18 protein-coding genes are annotated in these 23370 nt (G+C 72.9%); 7 read left to right on the forward strand and 11 right to left on the reverse strand.

Annotated features, from left to right (window positions below; all coding sequences use genetic code 11):
- Positions 1-71: 71 nt before the first annotated feature.
- On the forward strand, positions 72-956 hold the full coding sequence (locus AMK31_RS31220; RefSeq protein ID WP_079187015.1) for a universal stress protein: 885 nt from the start codon (positions 72-74) through the stop codon (positions 954-956).
- A gap of 765 nt (positions 957-1721) precedes the next feature.
- On the opposite strand, the gene AMK31_RS31225 is transcribed toward AMK31_RS31220, so the two are convergent.
- Positions 1722-2702 (reverse strand): alpha/beta fold hydrolase, encoded by a 981-nt coding sequence (locus AMK31_RS31225; protein ID WP_073944065.1) that lies wholly within the window; start codon positions 2700-2702, stop codon positions 1722-1724.
- A 297-nt stretch (positions 2703-2999) separates the two neighbouring features.
- Between AMK31_RS31225 and AMK31_RS31230 the strand changes: the two genes are divergently transcribed.
- Entirely contained in the window at positions 3000-4412 is a 1413-nt protein-coding gene (locus tag AMK31_RS31230; RefSeq protein WP_073944066.1) for an FG-GAP repeat protein, read from the forward strand.
- A gap of 34 nt (positions 4413-4446) precedes the next feature.
- Here the strand turns inward: AMK31_RS31230 and AMK31_RS31235 are convergent, their stop codons facing one another.
- From AMK31_RS31235 to AMK31_RS31250, 4 genes are all read right to left on the reverse strand, one after another.
- Positions 4447-5088: an Rv1733c family protein gene (locus AMK31_RS31235; RefSeq protein ID WP_073944067.1), complete on the reverse strand. Its 642-nt coding sequence runs from the start codon at positions 5086-5088 to the stop codon at positions 4447-4449.
- Positions 5089-5210: 122 nt separating this feature from the next.
- Positions 5211-6062 (reverse strand): rod shape-determining protein, encoded by an 852-nt coding sequence (locus tag AMK31_RS31240; RefSeq protein WP_073944068.1) that lies wholly within the window; start codon positions 6060-6062, stop codon positions 5211-5213.
- Positions 6059-6430, reverse strand: a complete 372-nt coding sequence (locus AMK31_RS31245) for a TraR/DksA family transcriptional regulator (protein ID WP_073944069.1) — start codon at positions 6428-6430, stop codon at positions 6059-6061. Before AMK31_RS31245 ends, AMK31_RS31240 begins: the two co-directional genes overlap by 4 nt.
- Before the next feature lie 114 nt (positions 6431-6544).
- The gene (locus AMK31_RS31250; protein ID WP_073944070.1) at positions 6545-6874 is read right to left on the reverse strand and encodes a TraR/DksA family transcriptional regulator; all 330 of its coding nucleotides are present in this window, start codon (positions 6872-6874) and stop codon (positions 6545-6547) included.
- Between the two features lie 376 nt (positions 6875-7250).
- Between AMK31_RS31250 and AMK31_RS31255 the strand changes: the two genes are divergently transcribed.
- From AMK31_RS31255 to secD, 4 genes are all read left to right on the forward strand, one after another.
- On the forward strand, positions 7251-8213 hold the full coding sequence (locus AMK31_RS31255) for a HAMP domain-containing sensor histidine kinase (RefSeq protein ID WP_073944071.1): 963 nt from the start codon (positions 7251-7253) through the stop codon (positions 8211-8213).
- A 2-nt stretch (positions 8214-8215) separates the two neighbouring features.
- Positions 8216-8923, forward strand: a complete 708-nt coding sequence (locus AMK31_RS31260) for a response regulator (RefSeq protein WP_073944072.1) — start codon at positions 8216-8218, stop codon at positions 8921-8923.
- 116 nt (positions 8924-9039) lie between these two features.
- On the forward strand, positions 9040-9468 hold the full coding sequence (locus AMK31_RS31265) for a hypothetical protein (RefSeq protein ID WP_073944073.1): 429 nt from the start codon (positions 9040-9042) through the stop codon (positions 9466-9468).
- Between the two features lie 90 nt (positions 9469-9558).
- Positions 9559-11895 (forward strand): protein translocase subunit SecD, encoded by a 2337-nt coding sequence (gene secD / locus AMK31_RS31270; RefSeq protein ID WP_241842770.1) that lies wholly within the window; start codon positions 9559-9561, stop codon positions 11893-11895.
- A 37-nt stretch (positions 11896-11932) separates the two neighbouring features.
- On the opposite strand, the gene AMK31_RS31275 is transcribed toward secD, so the two are convergent.
- The 3 genes from AMK31_RS31275 to AMK31_RS31285 form a co-directional block, all read right to left on the reverse strand.
- Positions 11933-13306, reverse strand: a complete 1374-nt coding sequence (locus AMK31_RS31275; protein ID WP_198948604.1) for an MFS transporter — start codon at positions 13304-13306, stop codon at positions 11933-11935.
- Positions 13307-13412: 106 nt separating this feature from the next.
- The gene (locus AMK31_RS31280; protein ID WP_073944075.1) at positions 13413-14978 is read right to left on the reverse strand and encodes a mucoidy inhibitor MuiA family protein; all 1566 of its coding nucleotides are present in this window, start codon (positions 14976-14978) and stop codon (positions 13413-13415) included.
- 8 nt (positions 14979-14986) lie between these two features.
- Entirely contained in the window at positions 14987-17095 is a 2109-nt protein-coding gene (locus AMK31_RS31285) for a DUF4139 domain-containing protein (protein WP_073944076.1), read from the reverse strand.
- Between the two features lie 302 nt (positions 17096-17397).
- Here AMK31_RS31285 and AMK31_RS31290 point away from each other — a divergent pair, with 302 nt between their 5' ends.
- A complete protein-coding gene (locus AMK31_RS31290; protein WP_073944077.1) occupies positions 17398-18279 on the forward strand; it encodes an SDR family oxidoreductase in 882 nt (293 codons plus the stop codon).
- Positions 18280-18328: 49 nt separating this feature from the next.
- On the opposite strand, the gene AMK31_RS31295 is transcribed toward AMK31_RS31290, so the two are convergent.
- The 3 genes from AMK31_RS31295 to AMK31_RS31305 all read right to left on the reverse strand — a co-directional run bounded on the left by AMK31_RS31295 (position 18329) and on the right by AMK31_RS31305 (position 23285).
- Positions 18329-19891 carry a TROVE domain-containing protein gene (locus AMK31_RS31295; RefSeq protein WP_241842792.1) on the reverse strand — a complete coding sequence of 521 codons (1563 nt, stop codon included), beginning with the start codon at positions 19889-19891 and terminating at the stop codon, positions 18329-18331.
- Between the two features lie 290 nt (positions 19892-20181).
- Positions 20182-22599: an ABC transporter permease gene (locus AMK31_RS31300; protein WP_073944078.1), complete on the reverse strand. Its 2418-nt coding sequence runs from the start codon at positions 22597-22599 to the stop codon at positions 20182-20184.
- Entirely contained in the window at positions 22596-23285 is a 690-nt protein-coding gene (locus AMK31_RS31305) for an ABC transporter ATP-binding protein (RefSeq protein ID WP_073944079.1), read from the reverse strand. Before AMK31_RS31305 ends, AMK31_RS31300 begins: the two co-directional genes overlap by 4 nt.
- Positions 23286-23370: the final 85 nt, after the last annotated feature.

The following is a 23370-nucleotide window of genomic DNA, read 5'->3' on the forward strand; positions in this document are numbered from 1 at the left end:
TCCACGAGCCGCGCGGGCCGGGCGGAGAGAGAATGGGAGGGCACTTCGGCGCGCCGGAGGTGGTGGGAACCATGGTGCTGCCCTTGGTCGTGGGCGTCGACGGCTCGGAGCCCAGCCTCCACGCCGTGGACTGGGCCGCGGACGAGGCGGTCCGCCACGATTGCCCGCTGCGGATCGTCCACGCCTCACTGTGGGAGCGGTACGAGAGCGAGGCCCTGGCGGACGCGCCCGGGACCGGCCCGGACGTGGTGACCGAGCGCGACCTCGTCGAGGGCATCGTGGCGGGAGCGTCCCAGCGTGCCCGGCAGCGCGCGCCGACGCTGGAGATCAGCACCGACGTGGTGCCGGAGGATCCCGCGTCGGCACTGCTGAGCGAGGCGCGCCACGCCGCGGCCGTCGTGACCGGGGTGCGTGGCAGGGGCCCGATCAGGGAGCTTCTGCTCGGCTCGGTCAGTCTTTCGCTGGCGGCCCGGTCTCCCTGCCCGGTCGTCGTGGTGCGCGGGCGGGAGCAGAACCGACAGGCCGTCAACGGTCTTGTCGTCGTGGGCGTCGGCGGCGGCACGGACCGGCCGGCGATCCGGTACGCCCTGCGGGAGGGCGCGGTGCGCGGGTGCGAGGTCGAGGCCGTACGGGCCTGGCGTCGCCCGGCGCACGGGACCCCGCCGCAGTCGCAGCCGACCGGGGAGCCCGCCCGTGGCGAGGAGGAACAGGCGTCGCTCCTGCTCGCCGAGGCACTGGACGGTGCCGACGAGGAATACCCCGGTGTTTCCATGCATCACACGTTGTTCGAGGGTTCCGCACGCCATGCACTGGTCGCCCGGTCCTCGGCGGCCGACCTCGTGGTCATCGCCGCCCGCCGGCCCCGTGGCCATCTCGGTCCGCAACTCGGGCTCGTGGGACACACGGTGCTGCACCACTCGGAGTGTCCCGTCGTGGTGGTCCCGCACCACGAGTGACACCGGCGATCGGCGCTCCTCACTTCCCCCTTCTTTGCATTCGTCCGCCGTGAGGTGAAGACTGAGTGGTCTGAGGATCTGGGTGCATCCTCACGAGTCCTGGGTGCGCAGGTCCCCGAGGTCAATACGGGTATCCGATGCCCGCATGCAGGATCAAACACTTCTGTTCCATCCGGGAACAATCATGACCAGCACCCCGCGTCGGCGGCTCAGCCGCTATTTCGGCGCGTCATGTCTGGCTGTTGCGCTTTCCTTCTCGGTGACCCCGGCCTTCTCCGAGGCAGCCGCCGTTCCGGCTTCCGCGGTCTCGGCAGCCCCGGTGCAGCAAGACCCCGGTGGCGGCGATGGCGGATCAGGGGATTCGGGATAGCATCAGCAACAACAATCGCCGCAGTCCGAGGGCGGCGGCGACGGCGGCGGCTCGCACGAACCGCAGTCCGAGGGCGGCGACGGCGGCTCCGACCGCAACGAGTCCGGGACCGACTGGAGCAGTGACGGCGACGACTTCTCGAACAGCAACTCGCAGGACGGCACTATCAGGCAGAACAACGGGAACGTCCAGAACACGGGCGACTACGACCCCGACTCGTGCGAGTTCGACATCCAGCAGAGTGCCGAAGAGCACGGGCCGTGTGAACAAACGATTGAACAAAGCGCCGCAGCATCCGGGTGACCGGCAGGGGAGGTGAACGCGGTCCGGATCGCGTCGGCGTCCATCGCGCCCACGGCGGCCCGCGGTGCGCCGGTCGGCGGTGCCCGCGTGCCTCAGACGGGCAGGGCGGCCAGCCAGTCGGTGAGGATCCGGTTGACCTCGGCGGGGCGTTCCTGCTGGATCCAGTGGCCGCAGCCGTCGAGGAGGTGGGAGGAGACCAGGTTCGGCAGGGTGACCGGGTACGCCTTGATAGCGTCGGCCAGCCAGGTCGTGGAGGCGTCCAGGCTGCCGCCGATGAACAGTGACGGCTGGGTCAGGGGAGCGCCGTCGTAGGCGGCCAGGTCCTCCCAGTCGCGGTCCATGTTCCGGTAGCGGTTGAGCGCTCCGGTGAAGCCGGTGCGCTCGAACTCCCCGGCGTACACGTCGAGATCCCTCTCACTGAGCCAACCGGGCAGCCGGCCGCTGGGGAACCGGTCCCGCAGCGTCCCGGCCCTGCCGACGAAGTGCGGGTCGGGAGCGCCTGGTCCCGGCATGGTGTCGGCCGACAGGGCGGCGTAGAAACCGGCGAGCCAGCCCCGTACGTCGGGTTCGATCTCGGCCTCGGCGCGGCCCGGCTGCTGGAAGTACGAGACGTAGAACTCCTCGTCCCCGCCCAGCCGGGTGAAGACGTCGCTGGGGCGGGGTCCGCCGCGCGGGGTGTAGGGAACGCTCAGCAGCGCGACCGCCCGGAAGAGCTCCGGCCTGAGCAGAGCGGAGTTCGCGGCGATGGCCGCGCCCCAGTCGTGGCCGATGACCACCGCCGGCTCCGCGCCCAGCGCGTGCACGACCGCGGCGTTGTCCTCCACCAGGTCGAGCATCCGGTACGCGTCCGCGGAGGACGGCTTGGAGGAGCGGCCGTAGCCACGGACGTCGATCGCGACCGCGCGGTATCCCGCCGCCGCGAGGACCGGCAGCTGGTGGCGCCAGGAGTACCAGGATTCGGGGAAGCCGTGGATGAGCAGCACCAGCGGCCCGGTTCCCTGCTCCGCGAGGGCGATCCGGCCCCCCGGCGTGGAAACCGACCGGTGCGTGACCTCCATGACGTGCTGAGACATGCGCTCCTCCACCGACCCGTGGTCTGCCGTGCGCCGCGACGACCCGTTGCCGCCGCTCCGCCGCTGTGTTGGCTCGACGCCAATCATCCGGAAGGTCCTGCCGTGAGGACGAGGCAGTTTGCCGAATCGGCAAGTGCCCGGTAACCGGCCCACTGCGAGCTACTCCGGGGCGGGCGGCTCCCGTTCGGTGGCGCCGGATCCTCAGTACAACCATTGCGCCTGGTCACGGGTCTCCTTGATCGTTCGGCCGCCAGGTGCGGCCACTCGCTCGACGCAAGTACAAGCAGGAGACCCAGCGTGCCCCAGCACCTTCGCACCACCCTGGCCGTCGCCGCCGTCGCGGCCCTGACGGGCGGGCTGCTCACCGTCACGGCCGGTCCGGCCACCGCTGCCGGATCCAACGTGCCCGGCGACTTCAACGGCGACGGCTACCGCGACATCGCGGTCTCCGCGCCCGGCGCGTACGTGGCCGGCAGGTCCGCCGCCGGGCAGGTCGTCATCCTGTGGGGCGGTACGACCGATCCCGGCAACGCCCGGCGTACCGTCATCAGCCAGGACAGCCCCGGCGTCCCGGGCGGGGCCGAGGCCGGGGACCGGTTCGGTGACGCCGTCGTGGCGCAGGACTTCAACGCTGACGGCTACGCCGACCTCGCCGTGGGCGCCCCCGGCGAGGACGTCGGCAGCGATGCCGACGGCGGTACGGTCGCCATCCTCTGGGGCTCCGGCGCGGGCCTGACCAGCGGGGTGACGGTCGCGGACCCGGCGCCGGGCTCCCACGACAAGTTCGGCCGGGTGCTCGCCGCGCTGGTCGACAGCGACCAGAAGCCGGACCTGGCCATCGGCTCGAGCAATCCGACCATCGACGTCTACCGCGGCGGCTTCACCAAGACGGGCGGTCACGGCGGCGCCTACCGCTTCGTACCGCCGTCCTCCGTCACGGGCGCCCCGACGGCCATCGCCTCGGGCAACTTCGGCGGCGAGGACCTGATCGCCGACATCGTCGTCACCGGCACCAGCACCTACTACGCGCTCGGCTCCACCGACGGCCTGAGCCCCGCCGGCACCGTCAAGCTGCCCACCAGCACCTCCGTCGCGATCGGCGACTTCGACAACAACTTCTACGAGGACATCGCCCTCGGCGCCCCGAACGAGGGCGGCGGCGTCGTCCGCGTCTTCAACGGCGACGCGAAGGGCCCGTCCGCCACCGTCTCGTACACCGTCACGCAGGACTCGCCCAACATGCCGGACACCAGTGAGCCCGGCGACCGCTTCGGCGCCTCGCTGGAGGTCGCGGCGTACCGTGGGAACGGCTCCCAGCTCCTCGCCGTCGGCGCCCCCGGCGAGAGCCTGGGCAACGCCACCGGTACCGGTGCGGTCACCCTCGTCTTCGGCGGCGAGAAGGGCTTCGACGCGATCGGGGCCGACAGCACCACGTACACCCGGTTCTTCGCCCAGAGCACACCGAACGTGCCGGGCAACGACGAGACCGGCGACCACTTCGGCAGCTCCCTCCACCTCGCCGACACCCACAACGACGGGGACTGGGACCTTCTCGTCGGCGTACCGGACGAGAACGCGGGCGACGGGGCGGCCGTCTACTTCCGTGGCAGCAACGGTCCCAGCGCCACCGGCACGCCCGGTGTCAGCGCCTCCGGCGCCGGTGTCTCCACCTCCGGCTCCCCGGTGTTCGGGGTGCGCCTCACCGGCTGAGGCCGAGCGCCGAAGGCTCCGGCGAGCCCTGGGCTCAGGGTGACGCGGTCCACCGTGGCGCGGTCTCGGCCCACTGGTTCGCCCACTCGGCGAGATTGCGCCGGTACAGGACCAGGGCAGCGGCGCGATAGGCGCCGGCACCGGCGAGGGCGACGGCCAGGAAGGTCAGGATCGCCCAGCCCATGGTGCGGCTGCGGATCTGCTCGTCAGTCATGGGCGGCTCGGTGATCGCTCCGTCCGAACCGACCCAGACGTCGACGCCGCTGCCCTCGGTCAGCCCCGGCAGAACGTCGGTCCTCGCGGTGCGTGTCAGGCCGTCCGGGCCGGGGAAGCGGACCGTGACCGGATAACGGGTCTTCCTCGCCTCCGCCGAACCGGGCTCCGGATGACGCGGGGCGTCCTCGGCGAGTACGGCCGTGGTGAGGTGCCGCGTCCGTGCCTCGTGCTCGGCGGTAGCGCGGTAGTGCCGGTAGGCGGCGTCCCCGACGGCGAACGTGGCGGCCAGACCCAGGAAGGGCACGAGCACGCACAGGCCGAGCGCGATCCAGCCCTGTAGGCGGTCGGAGCGCCGGCGCAGTGGATTGCGTCGGCGGCGCCACAGTGCCAGGGGATGAGCCGACGCGTGCCGGGGGGAGCGGGTCGGGGGCGGCTCCGCGGGGGGTGTCGCGCCGGACACGGTGGTTCTCCTTCCGGGGGCGGAGGGGCTGCCGGGTGCGGCCGGGACGGCACCACCCGCAGCGGTGGCACGGCACCGGCGGGGCGGTGGCGCGGCACCGGCCGTGGCGGTGAGGACGGGGTTCAGCAGGAGTGCGGGCCGGATCCGGGCGGGGACGTACCGCCGGTCGAGGGATGGGCGTGTGCGGCTTGCAGGACCCTGGCGGCACCGCGGATCGCGGCGGTGTGCGGGGCGGGGACGGGGCGCAGAGGCGCGTGCAGGCCGCCGTTGAGCCGGAAGGTGAGGTCGGGGCGCAGGGCGCCGCCGCCTGCCAGGAGGGCTCCCCGGCTCAGGGCGTCGGCCGTGAGGGGGCTCCGGTCCTGCCGGAGCATCGAGGTGATCATGGTGGTGATGGCTTCGCAGAGCTCCGCCGTGGCGCCGGGGCCGGCGAGATCGGTGGTGCCCAGGGCGGTTCCCCGGGCGTCGAAGACGGCGCCGTCGACGAGCAGGACCACCTCGGTGAGGTGGGCGCCGACATCCACGACGAGCAGTGGCCGGGAGAGGTCGGCGTTCGCGCCCAGAGCCACGGCGCGCGCGGTCGGCACGGTCAGCGTCGCGCGCGGGTGCAGCACGTCCACGGCCGCGCGCGCCCGTTCCCGGTAGGTCGGGCCGTCCAGCACGGGCGCGGTGACGACCACGAGCGGGCGGGTGTGGCGGGGCAGCCGGTGGCCGAGCAGCCGTTCGAGCAGGCGGGACGTCTCCGGAACGTCGACGATGGCGCCGCGCTGGATCGGGGACACCGCCCCGGCATCGGGGGAGGCGGTCGTGGGTACGTCGAGGATCGTTCCCCGGCCGGCGATCCAGGCGCGGGTGCGGGCACTGCCCATGTCGAGGGCGAGGCCGCAGCACCGCCGGCAGAGAGCCCAGGGCCAGGGCCCGTGCCGGTGCCCGTACCTGGCGGGAGAGTCGGCCCCGGGGTGGCGTACGGCGGTCATCGGCCGGCCTCCCGTACCTGCTGGCACCGTGCGCAGTAGCGGGCCTGCGGCACGATCATCAGACGCTCGCGGTCGATGGGACGCCGGCACAGGTGGCAGACGCCGTAGCGGCCCTCGGCGATGCGCCGCAGCGCCGCCTCCACGTCGCTGAGGAGCATACGCGCGGACGCGGCGAGCTTGACCCGCACTTCTGCCTGTGCCGTGGAACGGCGCCGGCGCGAGGTGCCGGCTTCGGGCGGCGCCGCGGCGAGCTGCCGAAGCTGCTCCTGGCGGAACAGGCGCTGCTCGTGCAGGTTCTCCTGCAGCGCGGCGAGGACCTCGGGGGACAGGTGTGTGGCACGGTCGCCGATGATCTGATGGTTCACCACTTCACCCCTCTGGCAGGGCGGGAGATCTGGGCAGGGCGGGGGTTCGGGCACGGCACGAGCGCGGGAGCCGGGCGGCCGGATCGCGTCCGGCGCGACGCGACGCGGCGCGGCCGGTCAGGCGGTGGTGTGCCGCTGGCAGGGGACGCAGAACCGGGTGTAGGGCAGGATCTCCAGGCGCTCGGCGGGCACGGGCCTGGAGCAGCCCAGGCAGGTGCCGTAGGAGCCGTCGTCGATACGGGCGAACGCCTCGTCGATCTCCTTGAGGACCCGCCGAATCGCTTCCGCCTGGGCGGACATCAGGTGGTCGGCCGCGCTCTGACCGGTCTCCTCCAGGGCCTGCAACTGGGCCATCCGGCTGCCGCGGGCGTGCTCGAGACGCTGGCGGGCCTCGTGAGCGGTCAGCCGGCCGGGGCGGGGGTCGGTCTGGGAGGTGTCGAGCGTCATGACGAGGTCCCTTCTCGGGGCGTGAGCAGGCGCGGTAGTGGCCGCCCGGTCCGTCCGTGTGCCGTCCGCACGACTGCGGGCACCGGCCGGTCCGGGCGGCTCGGTCACCTTCGACTCTGCTCGGCGCGGCCGTGGAAACCCATCGGGCACAGACCCCATTCGCACTGGGTCGCGATGACCACCCGGCGACCACCCGGGACGGTGCATGGGTAACCGGTGACCTGGGAAATGGGGGTCGGACCCCATCGACCGCGCGCGCCCGGTGGAGGCAGGCTGGAGTCGGATCGATCACGACCGGGCACCGCGGCTCCCGCCGGGGTGTGATGTGCGCGAGCAGAGTCGATCGAGGTGGTTCGCAGAAGGAGGAGTTCTCCCCGTGTCGCTGTTCTGGCGGATCTTCGGGCTCAACGCCCTGGTGCTCGGCGCCGCCACGGCACTGCTGCTGTGGGCGCCGGTGACGGTGTCCGTGCCGGTGCTGCTGACCGAGGCGGTCATCCTGGTCGGCGGTCTGGCCGTGATGCTGGTGGCCAACGGCACCCTGCTGCGCTGGGGTCTGGCCCCGCTGGACCGGCTGACCAGGCTGATGACCACCGTCGACCTGCTGCGCCCCGGCCAGCGACTGCCCGTGCCCGGCGCCGGCGGCGGCAGAGAGGTCTCCGAACTGATCCGCACCTTCAACGCCATGCTCGACCGGCTGGAGCACGAACGCGCCACCTCCAGCGCTCGGGTACTCCTGGCCCAGGAGGCCGAGCGCCGCCGCATCGCCCAGGAGCTGCACGACGAGGTCGGGCAGAGCATGACCGCGATACTGCTGGTCCTCAAGCGCGCCGCGGACGACGCCCCCGAGCCGCTGCGCGAAGACCTCCGACAGGCCCAGGAGATCACCCGGGAGAGCCTGGACGAGGTCCGCCGCCTGGTACGCCGCCTGCGGCCCGGCGTCCTGGACGACCTGGGCCTGGTCAGCGCACTGACCTCGCTCACGCAGGACTTCGCCGTCCACACCGGACTGCATGTCGTGCGCCGCCTCGACACCGACCTGCCCGCCCTCGACGAGGGAAGCGAACTCGTCCTGTACCGGGTGGCCCAGGAGAGCCTGACCAACGCGGCCCGACACGCGGACGCGCGTCGGGTCGAGGTGAGCCTGCACCGCTCGGGTGACGCGGTGACGCTGGAGATCACCGACGACGGCCGCGGCATCGAGGCCCCCTGCGAAGGCGCCGGGATCCGCGGCATGCGGGAACGGGCGCTGCTCGCCGGGGCCGGCCTGGACATCACCTCCACACCCGGCACCGGCACCCGCATCCGCCTCGTCACCCCCGTCTCCAGGAAGCAGCCCTGACCATGCCCGAGCCGATCCCCCTCGAACCCGCCACGGTCGTGACACCGCCCCCGGCCGGGTCGACGCCGATCCGTATCCTCCTCGCCGACGACCACGCCCTCGTACGCCGCGGTGTACGGCTGATCCTCGACCGGGAACCCGACCTGCGTGTGGTCGCCGAGGCCGGGGACGGGGCCGAGGCCATCGAAGAGGCCCGGCGGCATGAGATCGACCTGGCCGTCCTCGACATCGCCATGCCGCGCCTGACCGGCCTGCAGGCCACCCGCGAGCTGGCGGCGCTCAAACCGGGCCTGCGGATCCTGATACTGACCATGCACGACAACGAGCAGTACCTGTTCCAGGCGCTGAAGGCCGGGGCCTGCGGCTACGTACTGAAGTCGGTCGCCGACCGAGACATGGTCGCCGCCTGCCGGGCCGCGATGCGCAACGAGCCGTTCCTCTACCCCGGCGCGGTCACCGCCCTGATCCGCAACTACCTGGACCGCGTCCGGCACGGTGAGGAGAACGCCGAACACCTGCTCACGCCGCGTGAGGAGGAGGTTCTCAAGCTGGTCGCCGAGGGCCACTCCTCCAAGGAGATCGCCGAGATCCTGTTCATCAGCGTCAAGACCGTGCACCGTCACCGGGCCAACCTCCTGAACAAGCTCGGTCTGCACGACAGGCTGGCGCTCACCCGGTACGCCATCCGCGCCGGCCTGATCGAGCTCTGACGCCCCTCCGCCCTGCCCCCTCCCCGCCACCGTCCGGGGTCCGGCCGTCCCCTACCCGGCCGGAGCCCCGGCCCGGCACCCCGCCCATCCGAGCATCCAGAAGAAAGGGACGGTGCATGCGCCGGGCGTTCCGCACCATCCCGCCCCCCGTCGCCGCCGCCGGTCACCGGCTGGCGACGACGTTCACCCTGCTCCTCGCCGTCCTGCTCGCGGCAGTTCCCGCCGATACCGTGCACACCGCTGCGGCCCCGGTGCCCGACCCGGCCGCGGTGGCCGCGGCGGCCACGGGCGCCGAACGTCCTGACACCGGTCCACGCGTGGACGACGCGTGCGCGGCGGGTTGCACGGCCCAGGCCAGAACCCGGCACGACCACCTCGGGGAGCGCCCGAACCTACCGGATCACCACGCCACCGACCCCCGCGGCAGCGCCGCAGCCGCAGCCGCCGGCGCGGGCACGTCGGCGCCGTCCGCGCACTCACTTGTCTCTCCCGGCCGGTCGGCGCACGACCGCGGCCGGGCCCCTCCGGCGCCCGCAGGTACCTGAGACAACCTGCCCGTTCCCTTTTCTCCCCTTCCCTCTTCCTCGTCGCGGCCGCGCCCGCCGCTGCCGCGACGTGCCTGCCGGAGGCTCGCGTTGAAACGCCGCAAGAACTCCCTGCGCACGCGTGCGCTGCTCGCCCTCGCCGTGATCGCCGGATCGCTGGCCGTCGCCCTCACCACGCCGATCCGCCTCGGACTCGACCTGCGTGGCGGCACCCAGATCATGCTGGAAACCCGCCCCACCGACACCGCCGACGCCGACCGCGCGGCCACCGACCGCACCCTGGAGGTGCTGCGGGGCCGTATCGACGCGCTCGGTGTCGCCGAACCCACCCTCGTCCGCTCCGGCGACCACCGCGTCCTCGTCGAGCTGCCCGGCGTACAGGACCCGAAGAGGGCGGCCGACGTGCTGGGCCGCACCGCGCAGCTCACCGTCCACGAGGTCCTCGGCACGGCCGAGACTCCCGACGGCACCACCACGCCGGCCCCGCCGGCCGACCCGGCCGGGGAGCGGACCCTGCCGGACGAGTCCGGACAGCTGCTGCGGCTGAAGGCCGCCGACCTGAACGGACAGGACGTCGAAGGCGCCGACGCCCGCTTCGACCAGCAGAGCGGCACCGGATGGCATGTCACCGTCGACTTCACCGACAGCGGCCGCGACCGGTGGACGCGGGTCACCGCACAGGCCGCCTGCCACCCGGCCGGCGATCCGCAGCGCCGGGTCGCCATCGTCCTCGACGACAAGATCATCTCCTCGCCGCAGGTCGACCCGTCCGTGACGTGCGGTGCGGGCATCCCGGGCGGCACCACCCAGATCACCGGCTCCTTCGACGACTCCGAGGCCCGCGAACTGGCCCTGCTCATCTCCGGCGGCGCCCTGCCCGTACCGGTCGAGATCGTCGAACAGCGCACCGTCGGCGCCACCCTCGGCGACGCGGCCATCGAGGCCGCCGCCTGGGCCGCCGTCATCGGCACCACCCTGACCGCACTGTTCGTCATCGCCGTCTACCGGCTCATGGGCCTCCTCGCCACCGTGGCCCTGGCCTGCTACGGCCTGATCTCCTACGCCGCCCTGGCCCTGCTCGGCGCCACCCTGACCCTGCCCGGCCTCGCCGGGTTCGTGCTGGCCATCGGCATGGCCGTGGACGCCAACGTCCTCGTCTTCGAACGAGCCCGCGAGGAACACGCCGCCCGTACCCGGCCCAGCCCCCGCTCGGCCCTGACGGCCGGATTCCGCGGCGCGCTCAGCGCCATCGCCGACTCCAACATCACCACGCTGATCGCCGCGGCCCTCCTGTTCGTCCTCGCCTCCGGCCCGGTCCGCGGCTTCGGCGTCACCCTCGGCATCGGCGTCCTCGCCTCCATGATCAGCGCACTGGTGATCACACGGGTCCTCGCCGAGTACGCGGCGGGCCGGCCCGCGGTCCGGCGCCGCCCGCACCTCACCGGCATCGCGAGCACCGGATGGGTCCGCGACGGACTGCTGCGCCGCGACCCGTTCCTGATGCGCCACCCACGCCGCTGGCTGGCCGTCTCCGCGGCCGCCCTGGTCATGGCCGCCTCGGGCATCCTGGTCCGCGGCCTCGACTTCGGCATCGAGTTCACCGGGGGCCGGCTCATCGAGTACTCCACGACCACCGCCGTCGATCCCGACCGGGCACGGGAGGCCCTCACCCACGCCGGATTCCCCCGTACGGTCGTCCAGTCCTCCGGCGACACCGGCCTCACCGTGCGCACCGAGAACCTGACCGACACGGAAGAGGCCACCGTCACCGAGACCATCGGCGGCCTCGGCGGCGAGACGAAGAAGATCCGCGACGAGCTGATCGGCCCCAGCCTCGGCGACGAACTGCGCCGCAACGCCCTCATCGCCCTCTGTCTCGCCCTCGGTGCCCAGCTGGTCTACCTGGCGGTCCGTTTCCGCTGGGTGTTCGGAACCGCGGCCGTGGGCGCGCTCGCCCATGACGCGGTGATCCTCATCGGTGTCTTCGCCTGGCTGGGCAAGCCCATCGACGGGCTCTTCCTGGCCGCCCTGCTGACCGTCATCGGCTACTCGGTCAACGACTCCGTCGTCCTGTTCGACCGCATCCGCGAACTCATCGCCCGCGACCGCACGACACCGCTGTCCCGGCTGACGAACCAGGCGATCCTGCAGACCCTGCCCCGCACCGTCAACACCGGCATGGGCGCGGCCCTCATCCTCACCGCCCTGGCCGTCCTCGCCGACAACACGCTCACCGACCTCGCCCTGGCCCTGCTCATCGGCCTGGCAGTCGGCACGTACTCCTCCGTCTTCACCGCGGCCCCCCTCACCATCACCTTGTTCCCGCACGGGAAGGCGCAGCGGCCGCCGCGCCCGCCCCGGCCGGCCGGTGACGGCGACTCCACGCTCCCGGGCGTCCGACGGCCGCGGCAGCACGAGCGGCGGTGAGACGCGCGGCGGACGAGGAACGGAACTCTCGGCGGCGCTACGCCCGTTCGGACTTCGCCGGCACGCACAGCCACGCGAGGCCCGCGGCGGTCAGATAGGCGAGTGCGCCGACGGCCATGCTGGTGCGCAACCCGGTGTCGTAGTCGGTGGCCGAGGCGAGCAGGCTGCCACCGAGCGCGACGCCGGTGGCACTGCCGATCTGCCGGGTGGTGTTGAAGAAGGCCGAGGCGGTCCCGGAGTGGCCCGGGGGCGCGGCACCCATCACCGTGGCGGTCGAGCCGGTGAGCGCGAAGGAGGTACCGAATCCCGCTGCCATCATCGGGGCCACCAGCAGCGGGTAGGCGAGGGCGGATCCGCCCGCCGCCCAGACGGCCAGCCCCAGGGAGGCCAGGAGCATGCCGGAGATCACCAGCGGGCGGTCACCGGTACGGCGGCTCAACCGCCCGGACAGGACGGAGGCGAACATCGTCATCGCCACCGCCGGGAACAGGGCCAGCCCGGTGCTGAGTGCGCTGAACCCCCGCTGGTGCTGGAAGTCCAGGCTGGCGGCGAACACCATGCCGTAGAAGCCGAAGTTGAACAGCAGGCCGATGACGGCTCCGCCGCTCATCGCACGCGAGCGCAGCAGGCTCAACGGAAGTACGGGGGACCGGGCCATCCGCTCGCGCATCACGAACGCCGCGGCCGCCAGCACGGCCAGGCCCACGCCGGCGAGTACCGCCGGATCGGTCCAGCCGCGGCGTCCGGCCTCGTTGAGCGCCGAGGTCAGCAGCGCCACCGTCGCCACGACAGCGCACTGCGCCGGCCAGTCCAGGCTTCGGGCGGTGAGCCGAGGGGACCGTGCCACGTGCCGCAGCGTCAGCACCAGGCAGGCGGCACCGACGGGCAGGTTGATGATGAACACCCAGCGCCAGCCCACCGTGGACACGAGCACGCCGCCCAGCAGCGGTCCGGAGGAGGCCGCGATGCCCGCCATCGAACCCCACACCCCGAAGGCCCGGGAGCGCTCGGCCCGCGCGGGATAGGCCTGCTGGATGAGGGCCAGGGAACCCGGCACGATCAGCGCGGCGCCGAACCCTTCCACCAGCCGGGCCGCCACCAGCAAGGCAGCGCTCGGCGCGAGCGCGCACGCGGCCGAGGACACCGTGAACACCGCCACGCCCGCGCAGAAGACCCGGCGGTTGCCCAACCGGTCGCCCAGCGCGCCACCGGTGAGCAGGAAACCGGCGAACACCAGGGTGTAGCCGTCGGTGATCCACTGGATGCCGGTGAGCGAGGCCGACAGCTCCCTGCCGATCACCGGCACGGCGACGTTGATGACCGTCACGTCCAGGATCACCATGAAGTACCCGGCGCACACCGCGAGCAGTGGTGCCAAGGACCGCCGCTCGGATGCCACGACCGCTCCCATCCCCTTCGTACAGGAATGCACCGGTATACACGGTGAGTGCCGCCGTGTGCACGCAGGCGGGGCGGGGCGCTCCGCTGTCACCTCGTCATGCCGGCGGTCCGGGTGGCTACAGGCCGTTCACCTTGGCGTTCGCCGAGATCGTGTAGACCAGGGTGATGGAGCGCCGGCCTCCTGGAGGCAGCGGGACGTTCCAGCGGACGATGCCGTCCACGTCGACCTCGTCGGGTGCGGGCGAACACGCCTCCCCGCGCAGGCCCACCTCCACCGCCGACGTCTCCGAGACCGGTATGCGTTCCCGGACGACGACCATGTGCGCGTCGTGCTCGCCGGGCGCCGAGAAACGGGAGAGATGCAGCCGGACGGTTCGGGTGAGAACGGTTCGCTGGGTGAGCCCGGCCGTGTCCCGGGTCTCCTCGGTGTGCCGCAGGACCCGGTGGTCGTCACGGCTGCCGAAGGCGAGCTCGACTGAGGCGCCGGGCGCGGTGAAGTCCAGCGTGCCGCGACCGGTGAACCCGCTGCCGCTGACGAGGTCCACGGGCCCGGCGAGCAGCGCGTGCCCGGACCGGTTGTCGAACCGCACGACCTGACCGACCAGCGGGGAGAGCTCGGGCGCACAGGCGTACTCCCTGGCGGCCGATGTCGTGAAGGACGACAGCGGCACACGGTGGGCGCGCCCGTCCGACGGTACCGAGACCGACGCGTCGCAGTGCAGGACCCGGACCTCGCCGCCGTCGTCGACACCCGGCAGGCCCTGCACGGGGACGGGACCGAGGTCCGCGATCTCCTCCTCGCGCAACTCGACGTGGAGGGTACGGCGCTCGGCCGGGGAGCGGTCCTGGAGCGTCAGCCTGTCCTCCCCGAGCCGGGGCGGTTCGGTCGCCCGCGCGGAGCGGGCCGTCGACAGGGTCAGCCGTACGTTCGACCAGTCCTCGCCGGTGCGCTGCCAGACCATCGCGTCCGTGTCCAGCGTGAGCGAGTCCCCGTCGAGCACGGCCCGGTAGGCGGGCCGCCACAGCGCGCACGGGGTGAGGTGGGTCAGGCACAACGTGGCAGGTCCGGCGGCGGCCGCCCGGACGGTCAGCTCGACATGGGCGACCAGCTCGGCGGGCGCGGTCCCGGCGACGGCCAGGGCGCGCTGGACGTCCGCGAGTTCGGCGGCGAGCGAGGTCAGCCGGGCGTCCACCTCGCGCAGTTGCTCGCCGTAGGTGTCGCGTTCGGCGTCTACGCGGTCGAGTTCACGCGTCCAGCGGACACGCTCGGCCGCACCGAGCCCGGCGCCCTCGCCTATCTCCCGCAGGAGATCGGCGGCGAGACGCCCGAGGAGGTCCAGGCGGGCGAGCAGGCGCTCGCGCCGCTGCCCCAGCGAGACCTGTTCCTCTTCGAGGGCGGTCACGCGGTGGCGCAGCGCCGGGTCGTCGGCTGCGGGGCCGGGCCCGCGCGGTGTCCAGGCGCGGACGATCCTCGCGTCGAGGACCGTCGCCGGCCGGTCGGCGTTGGCCGACAGCTCGGCGTGCAGGCTTCGGTCGACGGCGAGGGCGCTGATCGGTCCGAGACGCAGCCGCTGCGTGCCGGCCTCCAGGTCGAGTACGACGGTGCGCTCGACGTGGGCCCGGTCCTCCATGCAGGTGACGGCGGTGACGGGGAGGGCGATCGGTTCGGGACTCGTGGCCATGAGATGTGTCAGCTCCTGCGGTTGCCGCCGGTCAGGGCCTTGCCGGCCGGGATGCGGATGACGTAGCCGCCGTCCAGGGCGGCGGTGGCGCGGGCGGGCAGCTCGATCCGCCACACCCGGGTGCCCGGCGCGTGCCGCTCGGCCTCCGCGCCGTCCGACGGAACCTTCCAGTCGGCCCTTTCCTCGATCCGTACCTCCGCCTCGGAGGTGACCGGCACCCGCTCGCGCACCTCCACGGTGACGGGAACCGTGAGCCGGTTGGCCAGTTCGACGTGGACGCGGTGGTCGAGCACGGTCACGTTGTTGCGCAGGCCCGAGGTCGACTCGTGCAGGCTCGTGCGGCGGGTGACCTTGATGGCCTCGTCCGGTCCGAGCCCCACCCGGCACACACCGCCGGGAGCGAGCGTGGGCAGCGAGGTGGTGAGCAGGAAGTCCCCGTCGCTCGCGACCTCCAGCGGCCCGGCCGGCAGTGCCTGTTCGGTGGTGTTGGAGAGCACCAGCGTCGTGTACACGGCCTGTTCCACCGACGGCACGCACAGGTACTCGGTGCGCAGACCCACCGGCACCTCGCCGACGGAGATCGTGTGCCACGAGCCGTCCGAGGGGATGTCGGCCCGGGCAGCGGCGTCATAGCGGTGGTCGAAGGAACCGGCCGACTCACGGGGACGTACGGCGCTCCCCGGCAAGGGCAGCGCGGCGACCTGCTCGGCGCGCCGGCGGTGCTCGGCCGTCACCGGGTCGTACGACGTGCCCGGAAACAGGCGTCCCCGGCGGTCTTCCCGCGCGTCGGGTCCGGACAGGACCAGCGCGGCGTAGTCGAGTTCGTCAGGGCCCGGCTGCGGGGGCCCGGCGAAGGAGACCGGCGGCGGGACGGGCGGAGCGGCCGCGCCGGGGGCTGCCGGAGTCATGGCGGGGGCGGCGACGGGCAGGGCGCCGGTGCGGGAGGCGCTTTCCGGCATGAACGCACGCGGCTGCCGGTATTCGACCGGTGGGCCGCCGGACACCGCGGGCGCGGGACTCGCCACCGCGCCGCCGGGTGCCGGAAGGACGGCGGGCGGTGCGCCGTACCCCGCGAGGGGCGAAGGCACAGGCGGGGGCGGAGGGGGAGGCGGAACAGGGCCGGGAGGAGAGCCGGCCACGACCGTCTCGGTGCCCGCTCCCCGTAGCGAAGTGCCGTCGGCCTCCGGACGCGGTCCGGCCGCGTCGTACGCGGCGAAGAGGTCGGTCAGCCCAGGCGCGGGCTCGCGCCAACCCGACGGCGCGGGGGCGGGCTGGCTGCGTCCGATGCGGATCGAGCGAAGCCGGGGCGCGTCGGTACGGCGTCGCAGGTCGGCCGTGGCCAGCGAGACGCGGACGCCGCTCCAGTCCTCGCCGGTGCGCTGGGCGATCGCCGCACGCATCAGCAGCCGTCCGGCGCTCTCACCTTGACGGTGGTTCAGACGGTAGGCCGGTACCCACAAGGCGCCCGGCACCCCGTACTCCACCTCCACCTCCACCTCGGCGTCCGTGCCACCGGCGCCGGCGAGGGTCACCAGCGCGCACAACGCGGTCTCCACGTGCGCCGCGGGCGCGTCGGTGGAGGCGCGGGACAGCCTGTCGGCGGCGATCTCCAGTTCGTGCTCGACGCCCTTCAGCTCCTCGTCCAGCTCGCGGAGGCGGGAGTGCAGCACGGCCAACCGGTCGTCGACGAAGTCGGCGAGCTCCAGCCAGGCGTCGACCGGAGTGGGACGGTGCGGATCCTCTTCCCCGCGGGGCGGCGGCACCGGGCGCACCGCCGCCACCTCCTGGATCAGCCCCCGCTGCCGGTCCCGGCGGGCTCGGACGGCCTGGCACGCGTCGCGGAGCCGTTCCACCTCACGCCGCAGCTCGCCGGTCGGGCGGCTGCCGGCCGGTTCGGCCTCGACCTCCACGCGGGCCTCGGTGACACGCACTCCGCTGCTGCCGACGACCCGCGCCCGCAGCGAGCCCGGGTCCATCGAACGGGGCAGGCCGGTCACCCGCACCCGGCCATCCAGGGGCACACCGCCGCGGGCGAGCCGGCGGCAGAGGGCGCCCTGCGCGTAGACCACCACCGAATCGAGTGCCGATGCCCACCTCGGGAACGTCTCAGCCGTCATGTGCCCCCCCACGTGCCGTGCCAGTGCCGAGGGAACTCTATGCCGGACGGCGCACGGCATCCCCACCACCGACGTACGGACCGGTTCACTCCGCCGGACGCGCTCACCAGCGTGGCGGTCCTCGCGGCGCCGGCCGCGGTGATTGGCTGCACCACGCGCCGGGCGGGCGGGGGATCGGGAGGGCGGCGTTCACGCCGGTCTCGACAGACATGATCGACATCGACGTGTCGTGGGTACTCGCTCGCAGGCCGTCGAGCACCGGGAACCACACCGGTCGTACCCGTGGACAAGGAGGCTGACCCGTGACCGAGCAGCAGCAGGACCCCACCGAGCAGCACCCGCAGCCGGACTTCCCCGGCCAGGACCAGCCGCACCCCGGCTGGACCGGGCCGATGGACCCGCCCCCGGACCACGGGGAGGAGTCGTACCGGGGGAGCGGCCGGCTGGCGGACCGCAAGGCCGTCATCACCGGCGGCGACTCCGGCATCGGACGGGCGGTCGCGCTGGCGTTCGCCCGGGAGGGGGCGGACGTCCTGTTCACCTATCTGGAGTCCGAGAAGGACGACGCCGCCGAGACCGTCCGGCTGGTCGAGGAGGCCGGGCGGCGGGCCGTGGCCGTCTCGTGCGACGTGCGCGAGGAGGACAACTGCCGGGCCCTGGTGGAAAGCGCCGTCGACGAGTTCGGCCGCATCGACGTCCTGGTGAACAACGCGGCGTACCAGATGTCCCAGCCGGACGGCATCGAGGCGATCTCCACCGAGCAGTTCGACCGGGTCATGCGGACCAACCTGTACGGCATGTTCTGGCTGTGCAAGTTCGCCCTGCCGCACATCCCGGAGGGCGGCAGCATCATCAACTCCACCTCGGTCCAGGCGTACAAGCCCAGTCCGCACCTGCTGGACTACGCGATGACGAAGGGCGCGATCGTCACCTTCACCCAGGGGCTGGCGCAGATGGTGATCGACCGGGGCGTGCGCGTCAACGCCGTGGCGCCGGGCCCGGTCTGGACGCCGCTGATCCCGGCGACCCTGCCGGACACGAAGGAGTTCGGCAAGCAGGCACCGATCGGACGGCCCGCCCAGCCCGCCGAGATGGCCCCCGCGTACGTCTTCCTCGCCTCCCAGGAGGCGTCGTACATCACCGCGGAGATCGTCAACGCGACGGGCGGTACGCCGCTGCCGTAGGGGGCGTCTCGCCGACACCGGCCGGCGTCCGGAGCCGTGTGCCGCTGGATCAGGCCGGTTCGGCGGTCCACGGCCAGGCGGACTCGCGGCCGGCCTCGATGAGGCCCACCATCCGGAACGCGGCGTCCGTGAGGCCGCCGAAGGTGTGCCGGTGGGGGCCCGTGGGGCCGTGGGCCGGCCGGTACCCCGCCAGGTTCCACGTGTACACCGGGACGTCGGTCGGGACCGGTTCGGCCGGTCCGCCGGGGTTGTAGGGGGCAGCCTGCTCGTCGGTCACGATCAGGACCCGGTCGTGCTCCCGGAAATGGGTCCGCACCGCCTGCATGGTGTAGGTGCCGCCGAGGCTGTGGAACCGCTTCAGCACCTCGAGCACCGGCTCGCCCGGCTCGAACGGCACCTTCTTGCTGTGCCAGCCGAACTCCACCAGATCCGCCTGCTCGGCACGCATGGCGAGCGCGGCGCCGAACACGGCGGCCGCGTCCGCCCGCGTGAGCTGGGACCGCTCGGAGACGGTGTCCCAGAACATGGAGTCGGACCGGTCGACCAGGATCAGCGTCCGGCCGGGCAGGGACGGCACGTTGGCCAGGGAGTGGCCCAGGGCCTGTTCCAGCGCGGCCGCCCAGCGCTGCGACGGCGCGTGCCGGTGGGCGGCCAGGTAGCGGAAGGGGAACTGCCGGGACCGGGCGACCTCCGAGGGATCGGAGAGCCGTGCGGCGACCTGGGCCGCGACGTCGTCCGAGACCCCCGACTCGTCGAAGTTCCGCAGGTTCCGAAGGAGCGCCATCGGCGCCATCGTGGGGATCACGGCCTCCCAGACGGCGGCGTCCATCGGTCCGTGGAGCCAGCCCGCCAGGGACTCCCACGTCATGCCGGCCGCGGCCAGACGCTCGGAGCCGCCCGGCTCGGTCACCACCGCCCGCCGCTCGTCCGCAGCCGTCTCCATCAGCGCCCGGTGGGCGGTCAGTACGTGGTCGGAAGCCGGCGGAACCGCGTGCTCCGGGCGGTGGCGGCGGTCCAGGGCGTACCGGAACAGCGCGCCCTGCCACGGCTTGTCAGGATCGGGGGAGGCGTGCACCAGATTCAGCACGTCCCCGAAACGGAACGCCTTGGACGCGGTGTCGTACTTGAGCAGGGACCGCGACGTGTACAGCCGGCGCACGCCGTCGGCGATGCCGCGCTTCACGGGCTGCGGCACCTTCCGGCCGTACACGGAGACCCAGTAGGCGAGGAGTTCGCCGGGCTCGTCGGCGCGCTGGAGCACCGAGTCGATCACGGACCGGTTCGACGGACCCGTGGACACCCCGGCCTCGAGCCGGGCCCGCACGTACGTGGCCGCGCCCACCAGGGACGCCGTGCGCATGTTGCCCTCGCCGCGAAGCCAGCGCAGCAGGCCGGCCGTCCACACGGGGTCCTGGACGGCGAGTTCACCGACGAGACGGACGTACCGGTCGTCCCGCTCCTCACCGCTCTCGTAGAAGGTCCGCTGGGAGACGAAGTTGCCGACCGCGAGAAGGAACAGTTCCTCCCGGGGCTCCCGGACGAAGGCCGGGCCGCCCTCATAGGTGAGCAAGCCCGGCCTGGCGGGGCTGTGGGAGTGCCGTTGCTGGGGCATGGAACGGGCAGCCGCCGAGATCTGCGGGGTCACGAGCATCTCGGACCAGACCTTCGACACGCGTTGGGTGTAGCGAGGCAGCGAATCCCCCCGGATTCGAAAGACGGGACGGCCCCGGCCAGAGGGGCCGACGGGGCGAAGACGCCCGCGCCTGCCGAGATCAAAAGGGGCGGCGGCGTCACTTGGTTGTCAGAGGAAGTAGCCGCAGCCGGGCGCATCGGAAGGCGCGGTCGCGATGCGAACCTACAAGATCCACCGGGCCGCACGCCAGCGAATTAGAACGGGCGGAACTACTCGGTGCGCAGCGCCGCGGCCGTACGGGCCCTGGCCGCCCAGCCGGCCGGCACCAGTGCGCCCACCATCGCGAGTACTACGCCGCCCAGTCCGGGGAGGAGCAGCTGGAGAGGACCGAACACATCGAGGACCGCCGGCGGCATACCGGTGCCCACGGCGCGCCCCATCACCGGCATGACGAGACGGTGCACCACGTAACCCGCCGGCACGCCCAACAGCCCGCCGGCCACGCCGATCGCGGCCACCGAGGAGAGCACGAGGCTCACGGTCTGCCGCGGCGTCATACCGATCGCCTTGCAGACGCCCAGGTCGTGGACGCGTTCCCGGGTGTCCAGGACGACGGAGTTGAGCACACCGAGACCGGCCACGGAGACCAGCATGAGGGTGAGCAGCACCGCCATCGCCTGCATGATCAGCAGGACGCCCTCCCGCTCCGGCGGGGAGACGGTCGTGGCGTCGCCGCCCAGCGGCCGCACCACCGACGCGAGCTTCCGGGCGCACTCCTCGGCCGGGACACCGGACTTCACGTCGACCAGGAACGAACTGGGCTCCGCCGACGGGAAGTCGGCCATGTCCGCGTGGATCTCCAGCGCGTCGCCCGAGGTGTCGAACGACTCACCCACGATCCGTACGTCGGCGGTCTCCTTCTCGTAGGTCAACCGGACCGTGTCCCCGATCTCGGTGCCGGTGCGCTCCAGGAAACGCGAGGGCACCACGACCTGGCCCGCACCGGTGATCCAGTGCCCGGACAGCATCTCTGGGCTGCCGGAACGCGCGTCGCCGTCGTAGAGGCTGGCCCGCACCGAACCGGAGACCCCGGCCACCGCGACCTCGGTCCGAAGCTTGCCGTAGTACGACTCCAGGCCCGGCTGGGACATGATGGCGGCCCGCACCTTCGACGGATCGGCGACCCTGGGCCCGGACGTGCCGGCCGTGCTGCCGCTCACGGGAGACGGGCTCGCCGTATCGCCCCCCACCGGAGGCGGCGGCGGGGGAGCGACAGCATCGAGCCCGACCGTCGTGACCGTGACCGCCGCACGGCTCTCGGGATCCTGCGAAGCGCCCACCGCGCCCAGGGACGAGGTCAGCCCCACCGCGAAGGTCACCGCGACCGTGCCGAGCGCCACCGCGAGCAGCATGGCGAGGGCACGGACCGGATGCGTGAACGGGGTGGCGAGACCGTAGGTCACCGGCCGTGGCAGCGGCAGCCGCCCCAACGCCCGGTGCGCCCACTGCCCGCGCCCCGTGCGCGGCGCCCGGCCCACCGCGATGGCCTCGACCGTGTTCAGCCTTCCGGCCCGCAGCGCGGGAACCAGCGCCGCGAGCCCCACGACGAGCAGGGCGGCGGCCGGCACCACGACGTCCACCCACCAGGCCACCGACAGCGAGACGGTGCCGTAGACCGACTCCGTGTCCGCCAGCAGCGGCACCGCCAGGAGGTTGCCCAGCACGACTCCCACGGCGATGCCGACGCCCGCCGGGATCAGCGCCTGGGCCACGTAGGCCCAGACGACCTCGCGTGGCGTGAAGCCGATCGCCTTGAGAATGCCGATCCTGCGCAGACCGGTACCGACCGCACCGCTGACCACACCGCTGATGGTGATCACCGACATTGCGATGCCGAGCACCCCGAAAGCCGTCACGAACGGAACGGTCGCGGCCGCACCCTGATCCGCGGCACGCTTGGTGTCCAGCCAGGACTGCGTACCCAGCAGCGCCCGTTGCCCCACCGACTCGGCGAGCCTCGCCCGGCCGGCGAGGATCTGCTGCTTCGTGGCCGCCGAGTCCAAGCGGTAGAGCATCTGACTCGTGACGGGGCCGCCCCGCGACGCCAGCGCGTCGACCTGCGCGGGGATCGCCCAGGCGTCGGCGGTCCTGCCGGCCGACACGGCGTACCCGACGACAACGAGAGCCGGGGCGTCCGCGGTGTCCGAGGCCCTCAGGGTGGAACCGATCTCGGTGGAGGGCCCCTCGAACGACGCGTCCAGCACGATCTCGCCCGGCTGCCGCGCCCACCGGCCGCTCTTCAGTTCCACCCGGTCCACGTCCGCGTCCGGACCGGACCGCCCGACCAGGGTCAGCGCCGGCATCCGGAAGCCCGCCCGGTCCACCGGGCGGAAGGCGACGGATGGGTACGGCCCCGCGCTCGCGGTGACGCCGGCCGGCTTCCCGGTCTCCGCCAGCCGCTCCGCACTCACCTCGGCCGGATCGAACTGCGCGGTGAGGTGCGGGCCCCGCTGCCTGTCGAAGGCACGGTCGAAGGGCGCTGCCGCGGCGACCATCAGCGCCCCGGCGACCACGGCAGAGGCCACCGCCATCAGCGTGGCCACGGCGATCACCACGGTCTGCACCCGCCGCCTTGCCACCCCGGAGCGTACGACCCGGACCAGCGCGCCGGTACCGAACAGGCTCATCGGACGCCCCGCGCGTGCGTGTCGAGGGCGAGACGACCGTCGACCAGGTGGATCGTGCGGCTCGCGCACGCCTCCGCCAGCGCCAGGTCATGCGTCACCAGCACGACGGTCTGGCCGGCCCGGTGCAGATCTGTCAGCAGTTCGCGCACGTCGTGACCCGAGGCGGTGTCGAGGGCACCGGTGGGCTCGTCGGCGAGCAGCAGCTCCGGCCGGTTGACCAACGCCCGTGCCACACCGACCCGTTGGCGTTCACCCCCGGACAGCCGGCCCGGGTAGGCGCGGGCGTGCTTCCGGATGCCCAGCATGTCCATCAGCTCGGCCGCGCGGGCAGCGGCCGAACGCCGGCCGGCCCCGGTCAGCTGTGCCGGGAGCAGGATGTTGTCCATGACGGTGAGGTCGTCGAGGAGGTTGAAGAACTGGAAGGCCATGCCGATGTGCTCACGGCGGAACTTGGCGAGGGCGTGCTCGCTCAACCGGTCGATCCGGCGCCCGGCCACGGTCACGGAGCCATCGGTCGGCTTGTCCAGGCCGGCGACGAGGTTCAGCAGCGTGGACTTGCCGCTGCCGGAGGGTCCCGTCACGGCAAGCGCCTCGCCCTTGGCGACGCTGAGCGTGAGCGGTCCCAGCGCCGGCGAGGCGTCGTCGTAGCGCTTCACCACACCCTCCACTGCGATCACTTCATTCATGCGGGTCGTCCGTCCTTACGGTCGAGAGAGGCACATGCCGTTGCCGACCCGGTGAACCTAGGACCGCTGCTTGCGGGGCGCATCG

It is taken from the genome of Streptomyces sp. TSRI0107 (assembly GCF_001905845.1).
Lineage (GTDB): Bacteria > Actinomycetota > Actinomycetes > Streptomycetales > Streptomycetaceae > Streptomyces.